19 protein-coding genes and 1 tRNA gene are annotated in these 17,966 nt (G+C 37.2%); 15 read left to right on the top strand and 5 right to left on the bottom strand.

The features are described 5' to 3' along the window. From ACWITO_RS04280 to ACWITO_RS04270, 3 genes are all read right to left on the bottom strand, one after another. A partial coding sequence (locus ACWITO_RS04280; RefSeq protein WP_448528774.1) for a Uma2 family endonuclease occupies nt 1–531 on the bottom strand: 531 nt, incomplete at its 3' end. 31 nt (nt 532–562) lie between these two features. Further along, a complete protein-coding gene (locus tag ACWITO_RS04275; protein WP_448528773.1) occupies nt 563–1,195 on the bottom strand; it encodes a carotenoid biosynthesis protein in 633 nt (210 codons plus the stop codon). Beyond that, on the bottom strand, nt 1,185–3,329 hold the full coding sequence (locus ACWITO_RS04270; protein ID WP_448528772.1) for an OmpA family protein: 2,145 nt from the start codon (nt 3,327–3,329) through the stop codon (nt 1,185–1,187). Before ACWITO_RS04270 ends, ACWITO_RS04275 begins: the two co-directional genes overlap by 11 nt. A gap of 130 nt (nt 3,330–3,459) precedes the next feature. Between ACWITO_RS04270 and ACWITO_RS04265 the strand changes: the two genes are divergently transcribed. The 11 genes from ACWITO_RS04265 to ACWITO_RS04215 all read left to right on the top strand — a co-directional run bounded on the left by ACWITO_RS04265 (nt 3,460) and on the right by ACWITO_RS04215 (nt 12,891). Then, nucleotides 3,460–4,299, top strand: a complete 840-nt coding sequence (locus tag ACWITO_RS04265; RefSeq protein WP_448528771.1) for a DUF1186 domain-containing protein — start codon at nt 3,460–3,462, stop codon at nt 4,297–4,299. Nucleotides 4,300–4,343: 44 nt separating this feature from the next. Continuing rightward, nucleotides 4,344–4,414, top strand: a tRNA-Cys gene (locus tag ACWITO_RS04260). A 201-nt stretch (nt 4,415–4,615) separates the two neighbouring features. After that, on the top strand, nt 4,616–5,899 hold the full coding sequence (locus ACWITO_RS04255; protein WP_448528770.1) for a bifunctional folylpolyglutamate synthase/dihydrofolate synthase: 1,284 nt from the start codon (nt 4,616–4,618) through the stop codon (nt 5,897–5,899). A 196-nt stretch (nt 5,900–6,095) separates the two neighbouring features. Next, complete coding sequence (locus ACWITO_RS04250) at nt 6,096–7,310, top strand: NADH-quinone oxidoreductase subunit D (protein ID WP_448528769.1); 1,215 nt, start codon at nt 6,096–6,098, stop codon at nt 7,308–7,310. Nucleotides 7,311–7,601: 291 nt separating this feature from the next. Next, nucleotides 7,602–9,710, top strand: coding sequence for a PP2C family protein-serine/threonine phosphatase (locus ACWITO_RS04245; RefSeq protein ID WP_448528768.1), 2,109 nt, complete (start codon nt 7,602–7,604; stop codon nt 9,708–9,710). A 56-nt stretch (nt 9,711–9,766) separates the two neighbouring features. Next, the gene (locus ACWITO_RS04240; protein ID WP_101358195.1) at nt 9,767–10,351 is read left to right on the top strand and encodes a sigma-70 family RNA polymerase sigma factor; all 585 of its coding nucleotides are present in this window, start codon (nt 9,767–9,769) and stop codon (nt 10,349–10,351) included. Nucleotides 10,352–10,355: 4 nt separating this feature from the next. Continuing rightward, nucleotides 10,356–10,628 (top strand): anti-sigma factor, encoded by a 273-nt coding sequence (locus ACWITO_RS04235; protein WP_448528767.1) that lies wholly within the window; start codon nt 10,356–10,358, stop codon nt 10,626–10,628. A 97-nt stretch (nt 10,629–10,725) separates the two neighbouring features. Then, nucleotides 10,726–11,028 (top strand): hypothetical protein, encoded by a 303-nt coding sequence (locus ACWITO_RS04230; protein ID WP_448528766.1) that lies wholly within the window; start codon nt 10,726–10,728, stop codon nt 11,026–11,028. 90 nt (nt 11,029–11,118) lie between these two features. Beyond that, nucleotides 11,119–11,952, top strand: a complete 834-nt coding sequence (locus ACWITO_RS04225) for a ribonuclease H-like domain-containing protein (RefSeq protein ID WP_448528765.1) — start codon at nt 11,119–11,121, stop codon at nt 11,950–11,952. 6 nt (nt 11,953–11,958) lie between these two features. After that, entirely contained in the window at nt 11,959–12,492 is a 534-nt protein-coding gene (locus tag ACWITO_RS04220; protein ID WP_448528764.1) for a SiaB family protein kinase, read from the top strand. A gap of 3 nt (nt 12,493–12,495) precedes the next feature. Next, complete coding sequence (locus ACWITO_RS04215) at nt 12,496–12,891, top strand: DUF1987 domain-containing protein (protein WP_448528763.1); 396 nt, start codon at nt 12,496–12,498, stop codon at nt 12,889–12,891. Here the strand turns inward: ACWITO_RS04215 and ACWITO_RS04210 are convergent. Continuing rightward, a complete protein-coding gene (locus ACWITO_RS04210) occupies nt 12,888–14,039 on the bottom strand; it encodes a lycopene cyclase family protein (protein WP_448528762.1) in 1,152 nt (383 codons plus the stop codon). The genes ACWITO_RS04215 and ACWITO_RS04210 overlap by 4 nt on opposite strands. Nucleotides 14,040–14,198: 159 nt before the next feature. On the opposite strand from ACWITO_RS04210, the gene ACWITO_RS04205 reads away from it, so the two are divergent. Both ACWITO_RS04205 and ACWITO_RS04200 read left to right on the top strand, forming a co-directional pair. Beyond that, the gene (locus ACWITO_RS04205) at nt 14,199–14,573 is read left to right on the top strand and encodes a hypothetical protein (protein WP_448528761.1); all 375 of its coding nucleotides are present in this window, start codon (nt 14,199–14,201) and stop codon (nt 14,571–14,573) included. Between the two features lie 208 nt (nt 14,574–14,781). Continuing rightward, nucleotides 14,782–16,032, top strand: coding sequence for an ABC transporter permease (locus ACWITO_RS04200; protein ID WP_448528760.1), 1,251 nt, complete (start codon nt 14,782–14,784; stop codon nt 16,030–16,032). A 13-nt stretch (nt 16,033–16,045) separates the two neighbouring features. Here ACWITO_RS04200 and ACWITO_RS04195 read toward each other — a convergent pair whose 3' ends face one another. Then, on the bottom strand, nt 16,046–16,363 hold the full coding sequence (locus ACWITO_RS04195) for a hypothetical protein (RefSeq protein WP_448528759.1): 318 nt from the start codon (nt 16,361–16,363) through the stop codon (nt 16,046–16,048). A gap of 14 nt (nt 16,364–16,377) precedes the next feature. Here ACWITO_RS04195 and ACWITO_RS04190 point away from each other — a divergent pair, with 14 nt between their 5' ends. Further along, a complete protein-coding gene (locus ACWITO_RS04190; RefSeq protein WP_448528758.1) occupies nt 16,378–16,827 on the top strand; it encodes a hypothetical protein in 450 nt (149 codons plus the stop codon). 64 nt (nt 16,828–16,891) lie between these two features. Beyond that, complete coding sequence (locus tag ACWITO_RS04185; RefSeq protein ID WP_448528757.1) at nt 16,892–17,818, top strand: hypothetical protein; 927 nt, start codon at nt 16,892–16,894, stop codon at nt 17,816–17,818. The last annotated feature ends 148 nt before the right edge of the window (nt 17,819–17,966 follow it).

Below are 17,966 nucleotides of genomic sequence, written 5' to 3'. Positions count from 1 at the left end.
TTGAGTTCCTAATTTTTCAAGGGGAATGTTATCGTTGAGGTTTTCGTAAAATCTAAAAATCCAGAAATCCTCATTTCGCTCATAAATTTCTACACGAGGCACTTTGGGATAAATGAGCAGATAATATTGCAAAGTAGGGATTTTGAAGTACAGATTTTTTTTCTCTTGCATATCATAGCTTTGCGTGCTTTCGGAAAGCACTTCTGCAATGAGCGAAGGGTATCTGATAAAGGTTTGTTCATCATCAGCGGTATCTTCGGGGTGGCAAGTGAGTAAAATATCAGGATAAACATAATAGGCATTTTCTGCAAGTTCTAATTTAGCATTTTCAGCAAAAACTTGACATTTTTTTTCTGCAAAAATCTCTTCTAATAGAAAGGCTGTATTTAAGACAATGCGGTTGTGTCTGAGAGTAGTTCCTGCCATTGCGAAAACCTCACCGTAGTAGTACAGGAAACGCTCACCCGTTTCTTGCTCCAATATTTCGTATTCGGAAAAGGTGTAGTGTTGTTTTTTTTCTTGTGTCTGCATAAATCGTGATTTTGGTAAATTTACCCAAATTCTACAAGATTTGCAACATTACAAAAAACAAAATCTCACACAAATACAAAGCCACAGCAACTTTACTGGCTTGAAAGGATTTGGAAAAGGTAAAAATGATGTGAAAAACCAAAGCTGTTCCTGCCCAGCCTATGTAATTTTGTAAAGGTACAACGCCCCCTGCCCAATCCCAAAAGTCAAAACGAATGGCAACAGGTTCTATGAGAATATCTAAACCCACCGTAAGCAAGGTGGCAAGCAATATGTGTAGCAGAGGCGAAAGTTTGAAAAAACTTACTACCGCCTGACTGGTATAAATGACAATCAGCCAATTTATGGCAATGAGCAGTGGTACGCCCCAAATTTTATAGCCCAAGGTAGTTTCGTACCAATAATTTCCAAAAATCATTTGTGTCTGTACGCCTGCGACTTCTATACCAAAACCCGCAAGCATTACAAAAAAGCAAACAGCAATGAATGTTTTTGTCCAAATTCGGTGAAAATAAAGTACCAAAGCCAAATTGGCAAGCAGATTGAACGGAACGAGGGCAAGAAAAACAGGGCGAGTAAGTTCATAAGAAAGCCCCCAAATGCCTGCAAGGTGCATTGCTACAAGCAGAATAATTGCATTTTTTTCTGAAAAGTTAATCTTCAAAAATGGATTTGAGCGGCTCTTCCTGATTGTTTTCATCAATTTCTAAAACTTGAATACTAACACCATTATCTTTTTCCGTAGAGCCTTGCACTTGCACGCGTTTTTTGTCAATTTTTTTGCTTACCAAAAAGTTTTGCACGGCTTTGGCTCTTTTTTCAGCTAAAACCATATTTTGGGCATCTTGTTTATTTCCTTGTGCAAAAGCAATGATTTTGATAGCTACATCAGGATTTTTTTCCATAGTTTTCTGCAAAACTTCCAGCTCTATGGAACTATTTTTAGTGGTTTTGTCGCTATTTTTTTCAAACAAAATTTGCGTGAGGTACAATTCGTTTTTTCGCAAAGGTTTGAGGCGGAAAAGTTTGAAAGTGCGGTCTTTTTTATCAGCAACTTTTATGATTTCAGCATCTCCGAAATAGCCTTTTGCCCACAAGCAAGCCTCATAAGAACCTTTATCCAAGTTTTTTTCAAATTTTCCGTCAGTATCTTGGTTGAAAATTACTTTCTTGGTGGCAGTATTCACAATTCGCATAAAGACAGGAACTTTGCTTTGCGAAAAATCGTCAATAGCTTTAAGGATTGTGATATTTTTTCTTTCGGGGAAAAGGTCAATTTCCAAAGTATCGCCTTCGGGGTGGCTTGCAATCTGCTCGGGAATAAGCGTTATTTCGGTAGTTTCAAAACCTTGTTTGTTGATGGTGAGTTGATAGTGCAATCTTTTATTAAAAAAGTGTCTTGTAATGCCATTTACATCTGTAAAATAGACAGCGGTCTTCTGTTCGGTATTGATTTTAATTTCGGTCAGTGGTACAGGTTCGTTATTGCTTTCGTTGCGTGTGAGGATAATCATTTCGTTGAAGCTACTCAAAGGCTTTCGGGCAATGACTTCATAAATATCATCTTTGCCCGGTCCATCGCCTCGGTTGGAAGAAAGAAAGCCCCTTTTTGTTTTCGGATTGAAATAAAAGCCAAAATCATCTTTGGTAGAATTGATAGGGTAACCCAAATTGACAGGTGCGAGCAGTTTTCCGCCTACATTTTCCGCTATAAAAATATCCAATCCCCCCAGCCCGCCGTGTCCGTTGGAGGCAAAATACAAATTTCCTTTGCTATCTACAAAGGGGAAAACTTCGTGCCCACGTGTGTTGAAGGTTTCGCCAAGATTTTGAGGCTCGCTCCATTTGCCATTTTCAAAGCGAGAAACCCACAAATCCATTCCGCCTTGTCCGCCTGTTCTATCCGAAACAAAATAGAGTGTTTTGCCATCGGGGCTGAGAGCGGGGTGCATTGTAGAAAAATCGGCAGAATTGTGGGGAAATTCTTTTTCTTTGCCCCAAGTGCCATTCGCTTGTTTGTAGGCAAAAAAGAGTTTCAGTCTATTGAACTTGCTTGTGGAAGCGGGTGCTTTGGCATCGGCGGTGGGTTTAGACTTTTTTTGGCTATTGCGAGTATAAATAATAGTATCGCCTTTGGGTGAAAATACCGCAGGACCTTCGTGATAATTGGTTTTTTGTGAAAGTGGGAAAGGTTTTACTTTCTTTTTTTCGTACATAAAAAGCTCTACAAAGGGCGAATTATCCCACTGAAATTGTGTTTGGGAACGATAGTTTCGGTTGGAGGCAAAAACAATATTATTGCCACAATAAACAGGCGAAAAATCGGACTCCGTAGAATTGAAGGGAGCTAAACGAATTTCAAAGTTCAAAGAGTCTTTGTAGAAATCTTGCAGATTTTGATAAGCAAGCGAAAAAGATAAAGCCCTGCTATCATCTTTTACTTGCTTGGCATAAGCATTGTACCAAAGTTGGGCTTCGGCGTGCTTGTTGTTGCTGGCAAGGGCTTGGGCATAATAAATTTTATCTTCGGGGTCTGTAATGGGCGAATGTACCACTTTGGCATACCAAATTTCTGCATTTTCGGTGTCTTGTAATTTTCGGTAGCAGTGGGCGATTTTTTCTTTGATGATAATGCTTGCTGTATCGTTTTGCAAGGCTTTCTGATACAACTCCAAGGCTTTGGTATACTGCATCTTCTTGTAGGCTTTCTGAGCCTCTTCAAAGTTTTTATCTGTTTTGGGTTGTGCCAGAGCTCCAAAGCTCAACAGAAATAAAGTAAGGCTAAGAAAATTTTTCATTGCTATTACGTTCAATTTGAGTTTTGAGCTAAAATTACAGATTTTTGGGCAAATTAAAGCAATTTTTTGTTGAAAAGTTTTTTTATTTTGACAAAATTGCTATTTTCACAGACCAAATGTAATTTTTCTAATGCAATTTCAATATTCTATTGTTCAAGAACTTTACAGCAACGATTACCGCATAGCTCGTGAGGTAATTCAGGAAATTAGGCAGTTAGGCTCGGCAGTAGAACAAGATTTGCTTGCCATTCTTGATGATGCCACTCAAAATGCCGATTATTACGAAACTTTGCCCTCTGACGAAGGCAGGTTCGCACCTTTGCACGCTATTTTGCTTTTGCGTGAAATTAGAAGTAGCAAAGTATGTAAGAAAATCTTACAAATGCTTCAAGGTGATGTTTGGGATATTGACCGCCTCTTTCACCCCGATTTTCTCACTGAAGAAATTTGGACCTACATTTGTCATTTAGGTCATCAAGACCTTGATACCTGCAAAAGCATACTCTTTGAAGGCAATGCCGATGTGTATGCACGCACAGCTATTTCTACGGGGCTTGCTCAAATGGCTCTGCATTATCCTGAAAAAAGAGAGGCAGTTAGGAAAATTTACCAAAAACTTTTGGATTTTGTCTTGGCGGAGGAAAGCCTTGAAGTTTTAGCAGAGGAGGAGGGGATTTTTGGTGAGGAGCCTGATTTTGAGGCTGATGTGGAATTTATCTCTAACTTTGCCTGCGACCTATTAGATGCCGACTTCAATGAGTTTCAAGCCGAATTGGATAGCCTTTTTGAAAATGGACTAATTGATGAAGAAATTTTAGAAGAGGCAAATGCCGTTTTCAAGAAAAATCCATTATCCTACAAAAGCATTGAAGAGTTTTATTTGGAAATGGAAAAAGCCGCTCAAAGTGCTTTGGAAGAGGCTGATGAAGAGGAAGATGATGAGCCCAAAATCAAAAAAATGAAGGAATAATTTGCATAGAATAAAATTTTTGCTTACCTTTGCAGTCCTTAAATGGTCGAATGGCCGAGTGGCTAGGCAGAGGTCTGCAAAACCTTTTACAGCGGTTCGAATCCGCTTTCGACCTCAAAAAACGCAGGAAAAAGGAAAAATAAACAAGTTTTCCTATTTCCTGTTTCTTTTTTCTTGAAAAGTAGTTATTTAAGTTCAGAAGTTGAGCGTTTGATGTTCAAACCTTTGAGGGATTTATCTTTTTTTGTCTGACATCTGTTTTCTAAAATCCTGTTTCCTGCATCTTGTTATACCCAAACCATTACCTTGAAACTTTATGAACTTCCAAGAGGCAACTCATTTCCTTTTGCAAAAGTTACCTGTTTTTCAGAATATTGGCGGGCAAGCCTACAAAAGTGGCTTGGAACGCATACAATTGCTTTGCAAAGCTATAGGTAATCCTGAAAAGCAGTTCAAATCCATTCATATTGCAGGCACCAACGGCAAAGGTAGCACTTCTCATTTTTTAGCATCTATTTTGCAAGAAGCAGGCTACAAAGTAGGATTAACTACTTCGCCACATCTTAAATCTTTCACAGAACGCATAAAAATCAATGGGAAAGAAATAGAACAGGCTTTGCTTGCCGATTTTGTGAGTAAATACCAAGACCTGATAGAGCAGACTCAAGCCTCTTTTTTTGAAACAATGATTGCCCTTGCGTTTTGGTATTTTGCCAAAAACGAAGTAGATATTGCGGTAGTAGAAACGGGTATGGGGGGCAGGTTAGATGCTACCAATATTATTTTGCCCGAAGTTTCTGTAATTACCACCATTGGCTACGACCACCAGCAGTGGTTGGGTGATACGCTTGCTCAAATTGCTTCGGAAAAAGCGGGTATCATCAAGCCTCATACCCCCGTAGTTGTTAGTGAAAAACAAGCAGAAACGCAAGAAGTGTTTCTGAAAAAGTCTTTGCAAGAAAATGCCCCTCTATATTTTGCCCAAGATACTTTTCATTTGCTTGAAAGCCATTTAGAAATTCCCTTTTTGCATCTTGCCTTTCAAAATAAGCACACCCAAGAAATATTTTCTTTGCAATCGGCTTTGTTGGGTAGTTATCAGAAAAAAAATTTGGTGGGCGTATTGAAAACTATTCAAATTTTACAAGAAAAGGGGTATGCTATCTCTCCGAAATCTATCCGAGAAGGTGTAAAGAATGTGCTGAAAAATACGGATTTGAAAGGCAGGTGGCAAATTTTAAGGCAAAAACCACTCACTATTGCAGATATTGCCCACAACGAACAAGGCATTAGGGAGGTTGTAGAGCAAATCAGTCAAACGCCTCATCAAGATTTGCATTTGGTTTTGGGTTTTGTTAGTGATAAAGATGTAGAAAAGTTGCTGTCCATTTTTCCCAAAAAAGCCCAATTCTATTTCTGCCAACCCAATATTCAGCGGGCTATGCCTGTGGATAAAATTGCTTATTTTGCTAATAAAATTTCTTTGAAATACAAAGTTTTTGATAGTGTAACTGATGCCTACATTTTTGCCCAAAAACAAGCACAAGAAGAGGACTTAATTTTTGTAGGGGGTAGCACTTTTGTAGTTGCCGAAATTTGAAGTTTTAAGAGTTTGATGATTAAGATTGGAAGGTGTAAAATCTTTATGTTGTTTCCTGTTTCTATACTACCAATTTAGAATTAAACGATTACGAGAATTGTGGGAGAGTAAAATTTTTGAACTCAAAAATTTGCCCATTTCACTTTGAGCCAAAGGATAAAATTTGCTTATCTTTACGAAATTCTTGAAATAGTTTATGTCCAAGGTGCAATATATCTATCGTGATGAGCATTTTCAGAACTCTGAACCAACCAAATTTCAGGAAACAGATTTGGCAGATGATGAAATGCTTATCAATTTTGGTCCTCAACACCCTTCTACACACGGCGTTTTGCGTTTGGAAGTAATTACTGATGGAGAACTTGTCAGAAAGGTTGTGCCTCATATTGGTTATTTACACAGATGTTTTGAAAAACACGCCGAAGCCTTACCCTACAATCAAATTATTCCCTACACCGATAGAATGGATTATGTAGCGGCAATGAATAACGAATGGGCTTTTGTAATGGGGGTAGAGCGTATGCTCGGCATTGAAAAAGATTTGCCCAAACGTGTAGAATACATCAGGGTTTTGGTAGCAGAGCTTAATCGGCTGGCTTCGCATTTCATTGCCATTGGTACGTATGCCATTGATATTGGTGCTTTTACACCTTTTTTGTGGATGATGCGTGATAGAGAGCATATCTTACGTATGTTGGAATGGACTTGTGGGGCAAGATTGCTCTACAATTACATTTGGATAGGAGGGCTTTTTTACGACTTACCTATTGGTTTTGAGGAAAAATGTCAAGAATTTATCCAGTATCTTTTGCCCAAATTGCAAGAAACCGAAACCGTACTTTTGGAAAATAAAATTTTTATTCAAAGAACTGCCAATGTGGGGGTGTTGCCCTTGCAGGTGGCTATCAATTATGGGGTTTCGGGACCTATTTTGCGGGCTTCGGGGCTTAAATATGATTTGCGAAAAATAGACGCTTATTCTGTTTATTCGGAAATAGATTTTGATGTACCCATAGGGCAGGGCATTGTAGGAAGTGTAGGCGACTGCTGGGATAGAACTTGGGTGCGTATGCAAGAATGTAAAGAAAGCGTAAAAATTATTCAGCAATGTTTGCAAAAACTCACTACCGACTGCAAACGCAATAAGGAATTTGACCCACAAACACTTGTTCCCAAGAAAATCCGCCCCAAAGCAATGGATTTCTATATCCGAGCAGAAAATCCCAAAGGCGAGCTTGGCTTTTTCTTTCGCAGTGATGGTAAATCAGACATTCCATTTCGTTGTAAAGCTCGTGGAGCTTCATTTTGCAATCTTTCGGTATTGCCCGCAATTACCGAAAATGTACTCATTGCCGATTTGATAGCCATTGTTGGCTCACTGGATTTCGTAATGGGCGAAGTGGATAGATAAGTATTTGGCTGTTCCTGAAAGTTTTTGTTTCCCAAAAATAATTTAGAGCGATGTTGTCGCTCTGAGCGACAACATCGCTTGCTACGTCTTGTAATTTTTTTTTCATATTTTTACAAATTTGATTATCTATATTTTTGAATACCTTGTTAAGGAACGGCTATTGAGAGGGGTAAGTAAGATACAAGAATCAGTTAAAATATTGGATTAGAGCGTAAGACTAAATTTTTTTAGTACAAAGTATTTGTTGGCTCACGTAAATTTTTGTAATTTTTCACGGAAACAATTTCTGCTTTGCGTAAAAAAATTTACATAGTGAGTATTTTTTTGCTCTTGGGGCTTACGAGTTGCTGGAAAGAAAAACAGCATTTTGTAGCCCAAAGAGGCATTTTAGACCTTTCCAAAGAGGAGAAAATAGAGCTACTACGCCTGAAAGGAGAGTTTTTTTTTGCTTGGCGGAAAGAACTTTCTCCCAAAGAAATACTGCAAAGCCAAACTTTTTTGCCCCTTCCCGCCGAGTGGAACAAAAAAGGCTATCCGCCGCAGGGCTTTGCCACTTATAGCTTGCTTATCAAATTGCCACAGGGAAGCAAAGATTTGGGCTTAGAACTCCCCAATGTAGCTACGGCATATCGTTTGTGGTTCAACGATTCCCTTTTTACAAGTATGGGCAATTTTGCTACTTCGGCAGATAGCTCGGTAGCTTCTTATCAGAAAAATATTATCAAAATCCCCAATCAGTTTCTTACAAACAATACCCTACAAATTACGTTTCAAATCAGCAATTATGAGCATTTTCGTGGGGGAATTTATTACCCAATGTATCTGGGCGGTTGGAAAGAAGTATATCGGAAAAATAAAAAAATACACGATTTTGAGCTTTTCATAATGGGGGCTTTGATATTTATGGCGGTGTTTCATAGTATTTTGTACTTTTTCCTTTCACGCCGCCAAAGCAACCACGATTCGCTGTATTTGGTGGTAATATGCTTATTAGTCGTTTTAAGAACTTCTTTATTGAGTGTGGGTTCGCAATATTGGCGTGAAATTTTCCCCAATAGCAGTTTTGAACTGATGATGAAAGCCGAATTTTTTTCGGCTTATGCTTTACCGCTCGCTATTTTGCTTTTTCTTGATGCTCTTTTGCCTGGTATTTTGAGCCGAAAAGCCTTTCGGATTGCGGTGATTATGGCTGTTGGAATGCTTTTGCTGGCTTTCTTGCCTATTCCTACGTACTTGCATACCATTCCTATCTACTATTTGGTGATTTATGCTTTGTACATTTTGGAAATTTATGCCTGTGTAAAAGCCAAACGCAAAGGAGTAAAAGAAGCATATTTGATTCTACTTGCCTTTTTTATGCCTCTGATTTTTAGTTTTTTAGAAACATTGCATCATCAGGGCATCATTTTATTCAACTATGCCAATATTACTTCGTTGGGAATGCTTTTGTTTTTATTTTTTCAATCCTTTACAATTTCTTATCGTATAGCAAAGGCTTATGCGAAAGTGGCTTATTTGAGTAAGAATCTGGAAAGAGAAGTTCTGAAAAGGACTCGGGAATTGGAGGAACAGAAAGAAGAGCTTACCCAAAGCAATATAGCACTGGAAAATGCCAAAAATGAAATTGAACGCACAAGAGAGAATATTTTATCCAGTATTCGCTATGCTCAACGGATACAGAATGCGATTTTGCCGAGCGAAAGATATATGAGCAAATTTTTGAAAGAACATTTTGTTTTCTATCAGCCTCGTGATGTAGTGAGTGGGGATTTCTATTGGTTTCAGGGAGATGAGAATTGTTTTTATATTGCCGCCGCCGATTGCACGGGGCACGGCGTACCCGGAGCTATTATGGCTACTATGGCGAATATCAGTCTGGATTATGCTTTTTTCAGAAAAGAATATCAAAATTTGGGCGAATTACTTACAATTTTTGATAAAGGTCTTGTTAAGTTGCTTCACAAAAACGTTCAGCCTGATGAAGAACCCACACAAGATGGGCTTGTGATTGCTCTTTGTAAAATCAATACGAAAACGCTTGAACTGCAATACGTTTCGGCAAGTACGCCTGTGTATGTTGTAAGAAATGAGGTGCTGATAGAGTTACCTTTTGATAGGCATATCATTGGAGGGAGCAGTAGAGAAGAGAAAGATTTTGCAGAGCAGAGCTTTCAATTGGAAAAAGATGATATGCTGTATCTTTTTTCCGATGGCTATCAAGACCAATTCGGAGGCGAAAAAAAGAAAAAACTGGGCTATCGCAAATTCAAAGAATTATTGCAGAAAGCCGCTTTGATGAAAATAGATGAGCAAAAAGTTTTCTTGGAAAAAGAATTTAATGAATGGAAGGGCAATTTTAGTCAGATTGATGATGTGCTGATTATAGGGATAAAAATGTAGCAAGGCATAACAAAATTTCTAAAAAAGCGTTATCTTGGCAGGCTTTTTGAATTTTTATGGAAACTACCACCTACACCGAAGCCGAAAAACATAAAATATTCAATGAGGAACTTATCCCTCATCTGGATTCTATGTATAATTTTGCTTTTCGGCTTACCCTTGATGAAGATGATGCCAACGACCTTGTCCAAGATACTTATCTGAAAGCCTTTCGTTTCATAGATTCCTTTGAAAAAGGAACTAATGCCAAGGCTTGGTTGTTTAGAATATTGAAAAATAGTTTCATCAACGATTTTCGCAGAAAAAGTAAGCAACCTTCCAAAGTAGATTATCAGGAAGTTGAAACTTACTATAATTCTGAAGAGTTTGAGCCTGAAATTGAAGCTACTACCGATTTACGAAACGAGACCGTCCAAGAACTTATAGGCGATGAAGTAGCTAATGCAATCAATTCGCTCGATGTAGATTTTAGAATTGCTATTATTCTTTGCGATATAGAAGGATTTACTTACGAAGAAATGGCAAAAATCTTGGATATTCCGATAGGCACGGTGCGTTCTCGTTTGCACAGAGCCCGCGGGCTTCTGCGAGAAAAACTCACTGATTATGCGAAAAAACTCGGTTATTTGCAAAAATCTTGAAACTATGAACCCACAAGAAACAACACCTAAATCACAACCTTGTACTTGTTGCTGTTTGGAAACAATTTACACAATCTTGGATAATGAAAATGTTGTGGAAATTACGCCACAATTGGTAAGTAAAATTGAAAAATGTTTGCCTTGCTACGAAGAACACGATTTGGAAAAATCTATCAAAGAGCTATTGCAAAGCCGTTTGCAAAAAATTTCACCGCCACAAGTCCTTATAGATGCCATCAGAGCTAAAATAGAACTTATCAACGGATTGGCTCAATAATTTAGCTGTTTCGTAAAGAAAACTTTTGTTTTCGTTAAATATTTTACCCCTTCATATAGCTTCCCACTATCTTTGTATAGTGGGTTATTTTTTGCTTATGAAAAGACGTATTTACATTCTTTTTCTCGGATTGCTGATACTTATGGGGAGCATTAGTTTGCAAGAACTATCTCACAACGCTCTTGTTTCATTTACCTTGCAAAACGATTTGCCTCAAAATATTACATTGGTAGTGAGTAAAAATAAAGTAATGTTGCAGAGTGGCTCAAAGTATCGTTTTGAAAAACCTGTTGGCGAAAAGTTTTACTATATCAACAAAGATAAACCCCCTCAATTTCTTTTTGAAGTAGATAGTAGTTTTGAAAACAAAAACTTCAAGATTTCCCGTTTCTTGCAATAGCCATTTCGTTAAAAAAACACTTTTTTTTCTTGTCTTTTTGCTCTGAAAAGCATATATTTTCGCATTTAACACAAAATTCACGAAAAGTTTATGATGTATAGCAAAGAGCAAATTACGAGAATGTTATTTTTGGACATTGAAACAGCACGAGCTACTCAAAGTTTTCAGGAACTTTCCGAAGGAATGCAAAAAATGTGGGAACACAAATCCCAAAACCTTGAACCCAAAGAAGCCTCTGCGGAAGAAAAATACTACGAAAAAGCCGCTATTTATGCAGAATTTGGACGAATAGTGTGTATTAGTTGTGGCTTTATCTACGAAAAAAACGAGCAGTTGTATTTTAGGGTAAAATCTTTTTATGGCGAAAATGAAAAGCAACTTTTGGCAGACTTTAAGAACTTTTTAGATAAAAAAACAGGCAAAATTGATGGCTACGGCAACTTGATTGATAAAAATGGCAGGAGAATTTTTGATACCAATGGCAACAAATTGAGCAATGAATGGCTTTTTCATTATTTAGTAGCTCATAACGGAAAAGAATTTGATTTTCCGTATTTGTGCCGCAGATATATGGTCAATCAGATGCCTTTGCCCGAAGCCCTTGAAATTCGTGGCAAAAAGCCTTGGGATATTTTGCACCTCGTAGATACAATGGAACTATGGCGTTTTGGAGATATTAAAAGTTTTACCAAATTAGAGCTTCTTTGCCATTTGTTTGAAATACCAACGCCCAAAGACGATATAGACGGCAGTATGGTAGGAAAAGTGTTTTGGGAAGATAAAGATTTTGATAGAATTGCCCGATACTGCGAAAAAGATGTGATTGCCACTGCCCAACTTATGCTAAAATTTAATTTATTGGATATTTTTCCGCAAGAAAATGTCGTTTATCCTGAAAAAATGCTTATGCAAACGGAACAATGATAAATTATGCTACATTTATTTGAAAACTTAGCTGATGAAATATTATTTTTCTACAAAGGTATATTTTCGTATCCTGTGATTGTAGAAATTAGCCATCATATTCGTAATGATTTGGTGCTTGATGATAAATTGCGTGAGAAGCTCTTTGCTATTTTTGTAGAACTTGCTCAAAATGTAAATTCCTATTCCCAACAACGTACCGAGGTTTCTATCATCAATAAGGATGTAGGAATAGGGGCTTTTTATATTTTTGATCACAAAAATTACGTAAAAATTGCTACGCTCAACCAAGTAAGCAATGAACAAATGCAAAGACTGCACGCCCGAGTGAATAAAATCAATGTTTTGGATAGAAAAGGACTGCGAAACCTGAAAATGAAATTCCGTGATGAGGCTATCCAAGACAAGGCAAGTAGTGGCAATGTAGGATTAGTGGAAGTGGCTCTCAAATCTGCCAATCCCATTCTTTTAGATGCAATTCATTTTCAAAATACGCAATATGCACTCATTACTGCTCAAATTAACAAAAAAACAGATTGAGTTATGGAAGATTTGATTATCAGAGGTGAAAAAAAGACATATTTTACACCTGACGTAAACTTTTCGGCTTCTACGGGTATTTGTACTATTTCAGGCGAATCGTATCAGGAGGAAACTTTTGAGTTTTTCAATAGGCTTATTGCTTGGCTGGAAGAGTATATCGTAAAAATACGCAAGCCTATTGAAATGAATTTCAAACTTACGTATTTCAATACTTCTTCGGCAAGGGCTATTCAGGAAATGGTGATTATGCTCAAAAAGTATAAAGACCAAGGCGGAAATGTAACTATCAACTGGTATTATGTAGATGAAGAAGATAGCACCTACGAAGAAGCTGAAGATATGCAAGCACAAGTAGGCATAAATTTCAATATGATAAAAATGGAGGATAGCGATTAACTTCTATTTTTCCAATTTTCAAAAATTGCTTGCAAAAAGGGTTTCCAGGGCATAGCGTTCATTATTTGTATATCTTCGTACCAACTGCTTTCCTCATCTAAAAATCTAAAAATCCGCTTGATAGGGTGTTTGGCGAAAAGTATGCTGAACACTTCTTCGCTACTCATTCGGTTTTGCTCTATTACGTTGAGCAAGGCACTATCGTAGAGATGATATTGTTTTTTTTCTTTGGGTAAGGTTATTTTACCGCTTTTGGCTAAATTTTCTGCAATGAAATGCGTTTGCTTTTGTATTCTATCAAAGGCAAAGCCTGTGCTGGCTTTTGCCGCACCTGCTCGCGTGCCGATAGGGATAATTCTTTGAGGTTTTTGGCTCAAAAAGGGTGCATCAAACATAGGGATAACCCCAAATTCCGTTTCACTGATTTCGTAGTTTTGCAAGCCTAAAATATTTTCGGCATAGTTTTTTAGTTCTGTTAAGTATTCTTGTGAGCTTAGCAAATGATTTGAAAATACGGTGAACTCTACTAATGCCTCTTGGGAGCTAAAAGGTAGTACATAGCCAAATCGGACTTCACGCTTTTTTTGAGGTACACGAAAATCCATATAATACATTCTATCTGCTTCAAATTTAGCTTCTTGTGTTTTCAGAAACCAGCCTTTGAAGTGCTGAAACCAATAAAAATATCCTTTCTTGCGTTCAAAGTTTTGGGGCAGTTGCCAAAGCCCATTGAAAACATATTTTGCTCTTATTTCTCCTTGGGAGGTCTGTAAAATAACTTCTTCGCTGTTTTCTTGTATCTCGTAAATTTCTGCTTGTAGAAATTCAAAATTGCTGTTTCTTTGAATAAAGTTTTGCGTGTATTGATAAAAATCAATCCCACGTATCATTTTGTAGCTGTATGGTGCAATATCCAAAGTTTTTTCCAAGAAACGACTAAAAAAAGCGATTTTCTGCCATTTACGAAAAATAATTTCTTCAAAAGGGGAGTTTTGTTTTTGCCAAAAACACCAAGTTCTATCGTTCTGATTTTTGAGGTTCTTATCTATGAGAAGTATTTTTTGGTTGCGTAAAGAAGTTTGTGCCAAATAAAATGCTAAACTCAATCCTGCCGCTCCTGTGCCTGCAATTACGTAAGGGTAAGTCATAAATTTTGAGTTAAAGTTTTGTTTTTCAAAGAATTTGTTTTAACTTTGGTGCAAATAAAAGATTTTTTTCTCTCTTAAATCAAGTTTAAGGCATTTTGTTTGCCTGAAAGCACAAGTGCTGAGTTTTACGTTTTTACCAAAGATTAAAAATTTTTCTAAATGCCCTTTTTGAAGTATTTTTTGAGCATTTTATTATTGCTTGCGGTACTTTCCACAAGTGGGCAGTCTTTGGTAATGAGTGGAAACGAAATTTTTGAACAAGAAAATATTCCTCGCAAAAACAAAGAAAAAGATAAAAATACCGAAAAAAAGTATGTAAAAAATAAAGGCGAAGTCAAAATTCCCATTCTTAAAAAAGAAAATAATGGCACGCCTACAAGTACCCCCAACAAAGAAAATAAATCCAGCGAAAGCGATAAAAAACCTAAAATCAATACTATTTCGCAAGAAAACCCACAAGAAAAAAATACTTTTGTGGAGGTTCTTTTTTTTATTGTAAAAATCTTTGCTCATCTTTTGCAAGTTTGGGCTTAATTGATAAGGCTTAAAGGTTTGAAATTTCAAAAGTTTGCTTTTGGGTATCTGAATCAATTTTCTAAAAATCCTGTTTCCTGCTTTTTTTCCTGTTCTTGTTTCTCACGCCTTGCGTCTGTGTTTTTATCTTTGTCAATCTCTAAACATATAAGAGCAAATACAAGATTTTGCTTATCTTTGCGTTGAATGTGTATATTTTCTGCTATCTATGCTATTGCTTACTCGTCTGATTTGGGAAAGTTTTTCTTTTGCACTGCAAGCCTTGCGGGCTAATCTTTTGCGTACTATTCTATCGCTTTTGGGGGTAACAATAGGGATTTTTGCCATTATCACTATTTTCACGGTGGTAGATTCTTTGGAACGAAGCATCAGGCAGAGTTTGGCTTTTTTGGGTGATAAAGTGATTTATGTACAAAAATGGCCTTGGATTTTCGGTCCCGACTACCCTTGGTGGCGGTACATCAATCGTCCTGTGGCAAATTTAGAGGAAATGAAGTTTTTGGAGGAAAACCTGAAAACAGCATCGGGAGTAGCTTTGTATGTGGTACGTCCTAATGCTACAACCAAATACTTGGGCAATAGTATGGAGGGGGTGAGTGTAATAGGGGCAACGTATGGCTATTCCAAGGTTTCGGAGGTGAAAATTCGTGAAGGGCGATATTTTTCACAAAAAGAAGTAGAAGCGGGCAGAAATGTTGTGCTGATTGGTGATGAAGTCGCTAAAAAACTTTTTACAGGGCAAAACCCTTTGGGCAAGGAAATTCGTATCAAGGGACGAAAATTTACCATTATTGGTGTAATGGAAAGAGAAGGGGAGAATTTTTTAGGAGCACCTCGGCGGGATATTCAGTGCATTGTTCCGTATAGTGCTTTTACGAGAATGTATAAAATCAGCATTTTTGGTATTCAGCCAACAATTTCTTTGAAGGGTTTTGATGAAGATAAAGACCTGATGAATCTTGAAGCAGAAACCCGCAGTTTGATGCGAATTAAAAGAGGCTTAAAACCCAAAGATGAAGATAACTTTGCTCTCAATCGTCCTGAAATGATTGCCCGTGAGGTAAGTAGTATTTTCGGCGTAATTAGTTTTGCAGGAGCAATTATTGGCTCTTTTGCGATATTAGTTGGCGTTTTTGGCATTGCTAATATTATGTTTGTTTCAGTAAAAGAGCGAACACATATTATTGGCATACAAAAGGCTTTGGGTGCAAAAAACTATTTTATTCTTTTGCAATTCCTTTTTGAAGCTATATTTTTAAGCCTAATAGGTGGAGCTATTGGTATAGGGTTGGTATTTTTGATAACACTCATTCCCCAAGATTCTCTTGAACTGCAAATGAGCCTAAAAAATGTACTTGTAGGCTTTGGGGTTTCGGCTATGGCAGGGCTTTTGGCGGGTATCATTCCTGCTTGGAATGCCTCTACCTTAGACCCCGTGGAAGCTATCAGAAGCAAGTAGTTTTTTCGTGTTTTTATTCTCTTTCATTTACGCTTAAAAAGTTAAGCTTAGATGGGCATTTCTTTGTCTTTTTTGCTGACTTCAATTGTCTAAAATCCTGCTTTTGCCTCTTGTTTCCTGTTTCCCCACTGCAAATTAGACCTGAACAATTACCTCTTTTTTTAGATTTTTGAAAAAAAGGTATAAAATTTGCTTTTTCTTGAAAAAAACTTATTTTTGAGCAACTTATATCAAAGTAAAAATGATTTTCAGGAATTGTTTTCTTGATGTTGAAAGATTTTTTTGAGTGAAAAATTTTCAAAAAACAGCTTTGTTTTAGTACATTTATCATAAAATTTTAGGCTTATGTCGCATTTAGATTACATCAGAACCGTAGAAGATGCTTTCAAAAAGTTGGGAATTAACCCTAATGACGCCAAAGCTCCCATTCAGGGTGCTTGGATTTTCAAGCGAGGCTCAGCTACTATCAGAGTAATGCTCAATTCTACACCTACTTCCGAAGGTGAGCAAAAAACGCTTGCGATGATGGCACATATTTCTGAAATGCCTCGCCGTAAGCAAAGGCAATTTTATCGCCGCCTGCTGGAAATGAATAGCTCTTTTATTACCGAAAGATTTGAAATTTTTGATAACGAAATTTATCTGACTGCCTCGCGTTATCTGGAAGGTTTGGATTCTGACGAGGTAGTAGATATGATGAAAGAAATCAGCGAAACAGCGGATTTCGTTGATGATAGGATTAAGAAAGAATTTGCTGATGCCTTCGGACCGCCCCAGCCCAAAACTAAAAAATAAGCCTATGTTTGGGGAAATCAAAGAGTAAATTCAAGTTATATCGCTAATCAAAACTATTAAAACTATGGCTAAAATTTTTTCATTTATCTTTCTTGCTTGCACGCATCTACTACTGGCACAAGATTTCAAAGTATTGCATAGCTACGGCAACAATACCTTGAAAGCTACCAAAAAGAAAATTTTTATTGGTACTTCACTCAAAAACTCCGATGTTGTTGTAGTTGGCGAAAATAGCTATATCAACCTGATGCACGAAAAAACAGGGAAAACGCTTGAAATCCGACAAAAAGGGGAGTATCTGCTTAGTAATTTCAAAATTCCTGCACAGGGTTCTTCCACCTTTGCCAAATATGGTAGTTTTGTGCTCGGCGAAATGACCAAAGCCGAAAAGCAAGACATCAACAAAAATCATAGGAAATATATGGCAATTACAGGGGCAGTTTCTCGTGAGAGGAAATCCATTGTTATAGATAAAACTATACCGCTTGTTGTTCCTCCTGAAAGTGAAAATTCTTATCTTTATGGAAATAGTGCAACCATTGCTTGGATAGGTGAAGAAGGAAAAAAATACTATGTGCGAATAAAAATGCTTAGCGGCGAAACAGTTGCTCTTTTGGAAGCAAGTAAGCCTAAATTTACTTTTGATTTTAGCTTGCTCAAAAAAGATAAAGACGGCTTGGGAAATTATGAAGTGATTATCTATGAAGCAGAAAACGAAAATGCAAAGGGCAGTTTTAGCATTAGCCTTTTAGAAGCTCGCAACAGAAGTAATATACAGAAAGAAATAAAGGATTTTCGCCCCGAAACAGCCATAGATTATCTCTTGTTGGCTCGTTTCTTTGAGGAGAAAAAGTTATTATTTGATGCTCTTTTTTGCTACGAAAAAGCCCTTGAAATGCAAAATGATGAGTTTATCAAAACAACCTATATGGAGTTTTTGGTAAGAAACAGAATGGGTTACACTTACGAAGAAAATCAAGAGAAAAAGTAAAATGGGACAGCTAAATGTTTTCGGAGAGCCGCTCAAAAGTTGTAGACGTGAGTTATAAGTACAAAGTGTTTGAAATACAATTTGTTAAAAAATTTAGTTTTTTTGTTATACTTTGTTTTTTGACCTCACCCCCAGCCCCTCTCCAAAA

The organism is Raineya sp. (assembly GCF_053497555.1).
The sequence above is the reverse complement of the archived record's forward strand: the minus strand, read 5'-3'. Positions and strand labels throughout refer to the sequence as shown.

Excerpts from the sequence above, each read along its gene's own strand:
- ACWITO_RS04270 (WP_448528772.1), bottom strand. The coding sequence starts at position 3,329 with ATGAAAAATTTTCTTAGCCTTACTTTATTTCTGTTGAGCTTTGGAGCT.
- ACWITO_RS04265 (WP_448528771.1), top strand. The coding sequence starts at position 3,460 with ATGCAATTTCAATATTCTATTGTTCAAGAACTTTACAGCAACGATTAC.
- ACWITO_RS04255 (WP_448528770.1), top strand. The coding sequence starts at position 4,616 with ATGAACTTCCAAGAGGCAACTCATTTCCTTTTGCAAAAGTTACCTGTT.
- ACWITO_RS04250 (WP_448528769.1), top strand. The coding sequence starts at position 6,096 with ATGTCCAAGGTGCAATATATCTATCGTGATGAGCATTTTCAGAACTCT.
- ACWITO_RS04240 (WP_101358195.1), top strand. The coding sequence starts at position 9,767 with ATGGAAACTACCACCTACACCGAAGCCGAAAAACATAAAATATTCAAT.
- ACWITO_RS04235 (WP_448528767.1), top strand. The coding sequence starts at position 10,356 with ATGAACCCACAAGAAACAACACCTAAATCACAACCTTGTACTTGTTGC.
- ACWITO_RS04230 (WP_448528766.1), top strand. The coding sequence starts at position 10,726 with ATGAAAAGACGTATTTACATTCTTTTTCTCGGATTGCTGATACTTATG.
- ACWITO_RS04225 (WP_448528765.1), top strand. The coding sequence starts at position 11,119 with ATGATGTATAGCAAAGAGCAAATTACGAGAATGTTATTTTTGGACATT.
- ACWITO_RS04220 (WP_448528764.1), top strand. The coding sequence starts at position 11,959 with ATGCTACATTTATTTGAAAACTTAGCTGATGAAATATTATTTTTCTAC.
- ACWITO_RS04215 (WP_448528763.1), top strand. The coding sequence starts at position 12,496 with ATGGAAGATTTGATTATCAGAGGTGAAAAAAAGACATATTTTACACCT.
- ACWITO_RS04210 (WP_448528762.1), bottom strand. The coding sequence starts at position 14,039 with ATGACTTACCCTTACGTAATTGCAGGCACAGGAGCGGCAGGATTGAGT.
- ACWITO_RS04205 (WP_448528761.1), top strand. The coding sequence starts at position 14,199 with ATGCCCTTTTTGAAGTATTTTTTGAGCATTTTATTATTGCTTGCGGTA.
- ACWITO_RS04200 (WP_448528760.1), top strand. The coding sequence starts at position 14,782 with ATGCTATTGCTTACTCGTCTGATTTGGGAAAGTTTTTCTTTTGCACTG.
- ACWITO_RS04195 (WP_448528759.1), bottom strand. The coding sequence starts at position 16,363 with ATGATAAATGTACTAAAACAAAGCTGTTTTTTGAAAATTTTTCACTCA.
- ACWITO_RS04190 (WP_448528758.1), top strand. The coding sequence starts at position 16,378 with ATGTCGCATTTAGATTACATCAGAACCGTAGAAGATGCTTTCAAAAAG.
- ACWITO_RS04185 (WP_448528757.1), top strand. The coding sequence starts at position 16,892 with ATGGCTAAAATTTTTTCATTTATCTTTCTTGCTTGCACGCATCTACTA.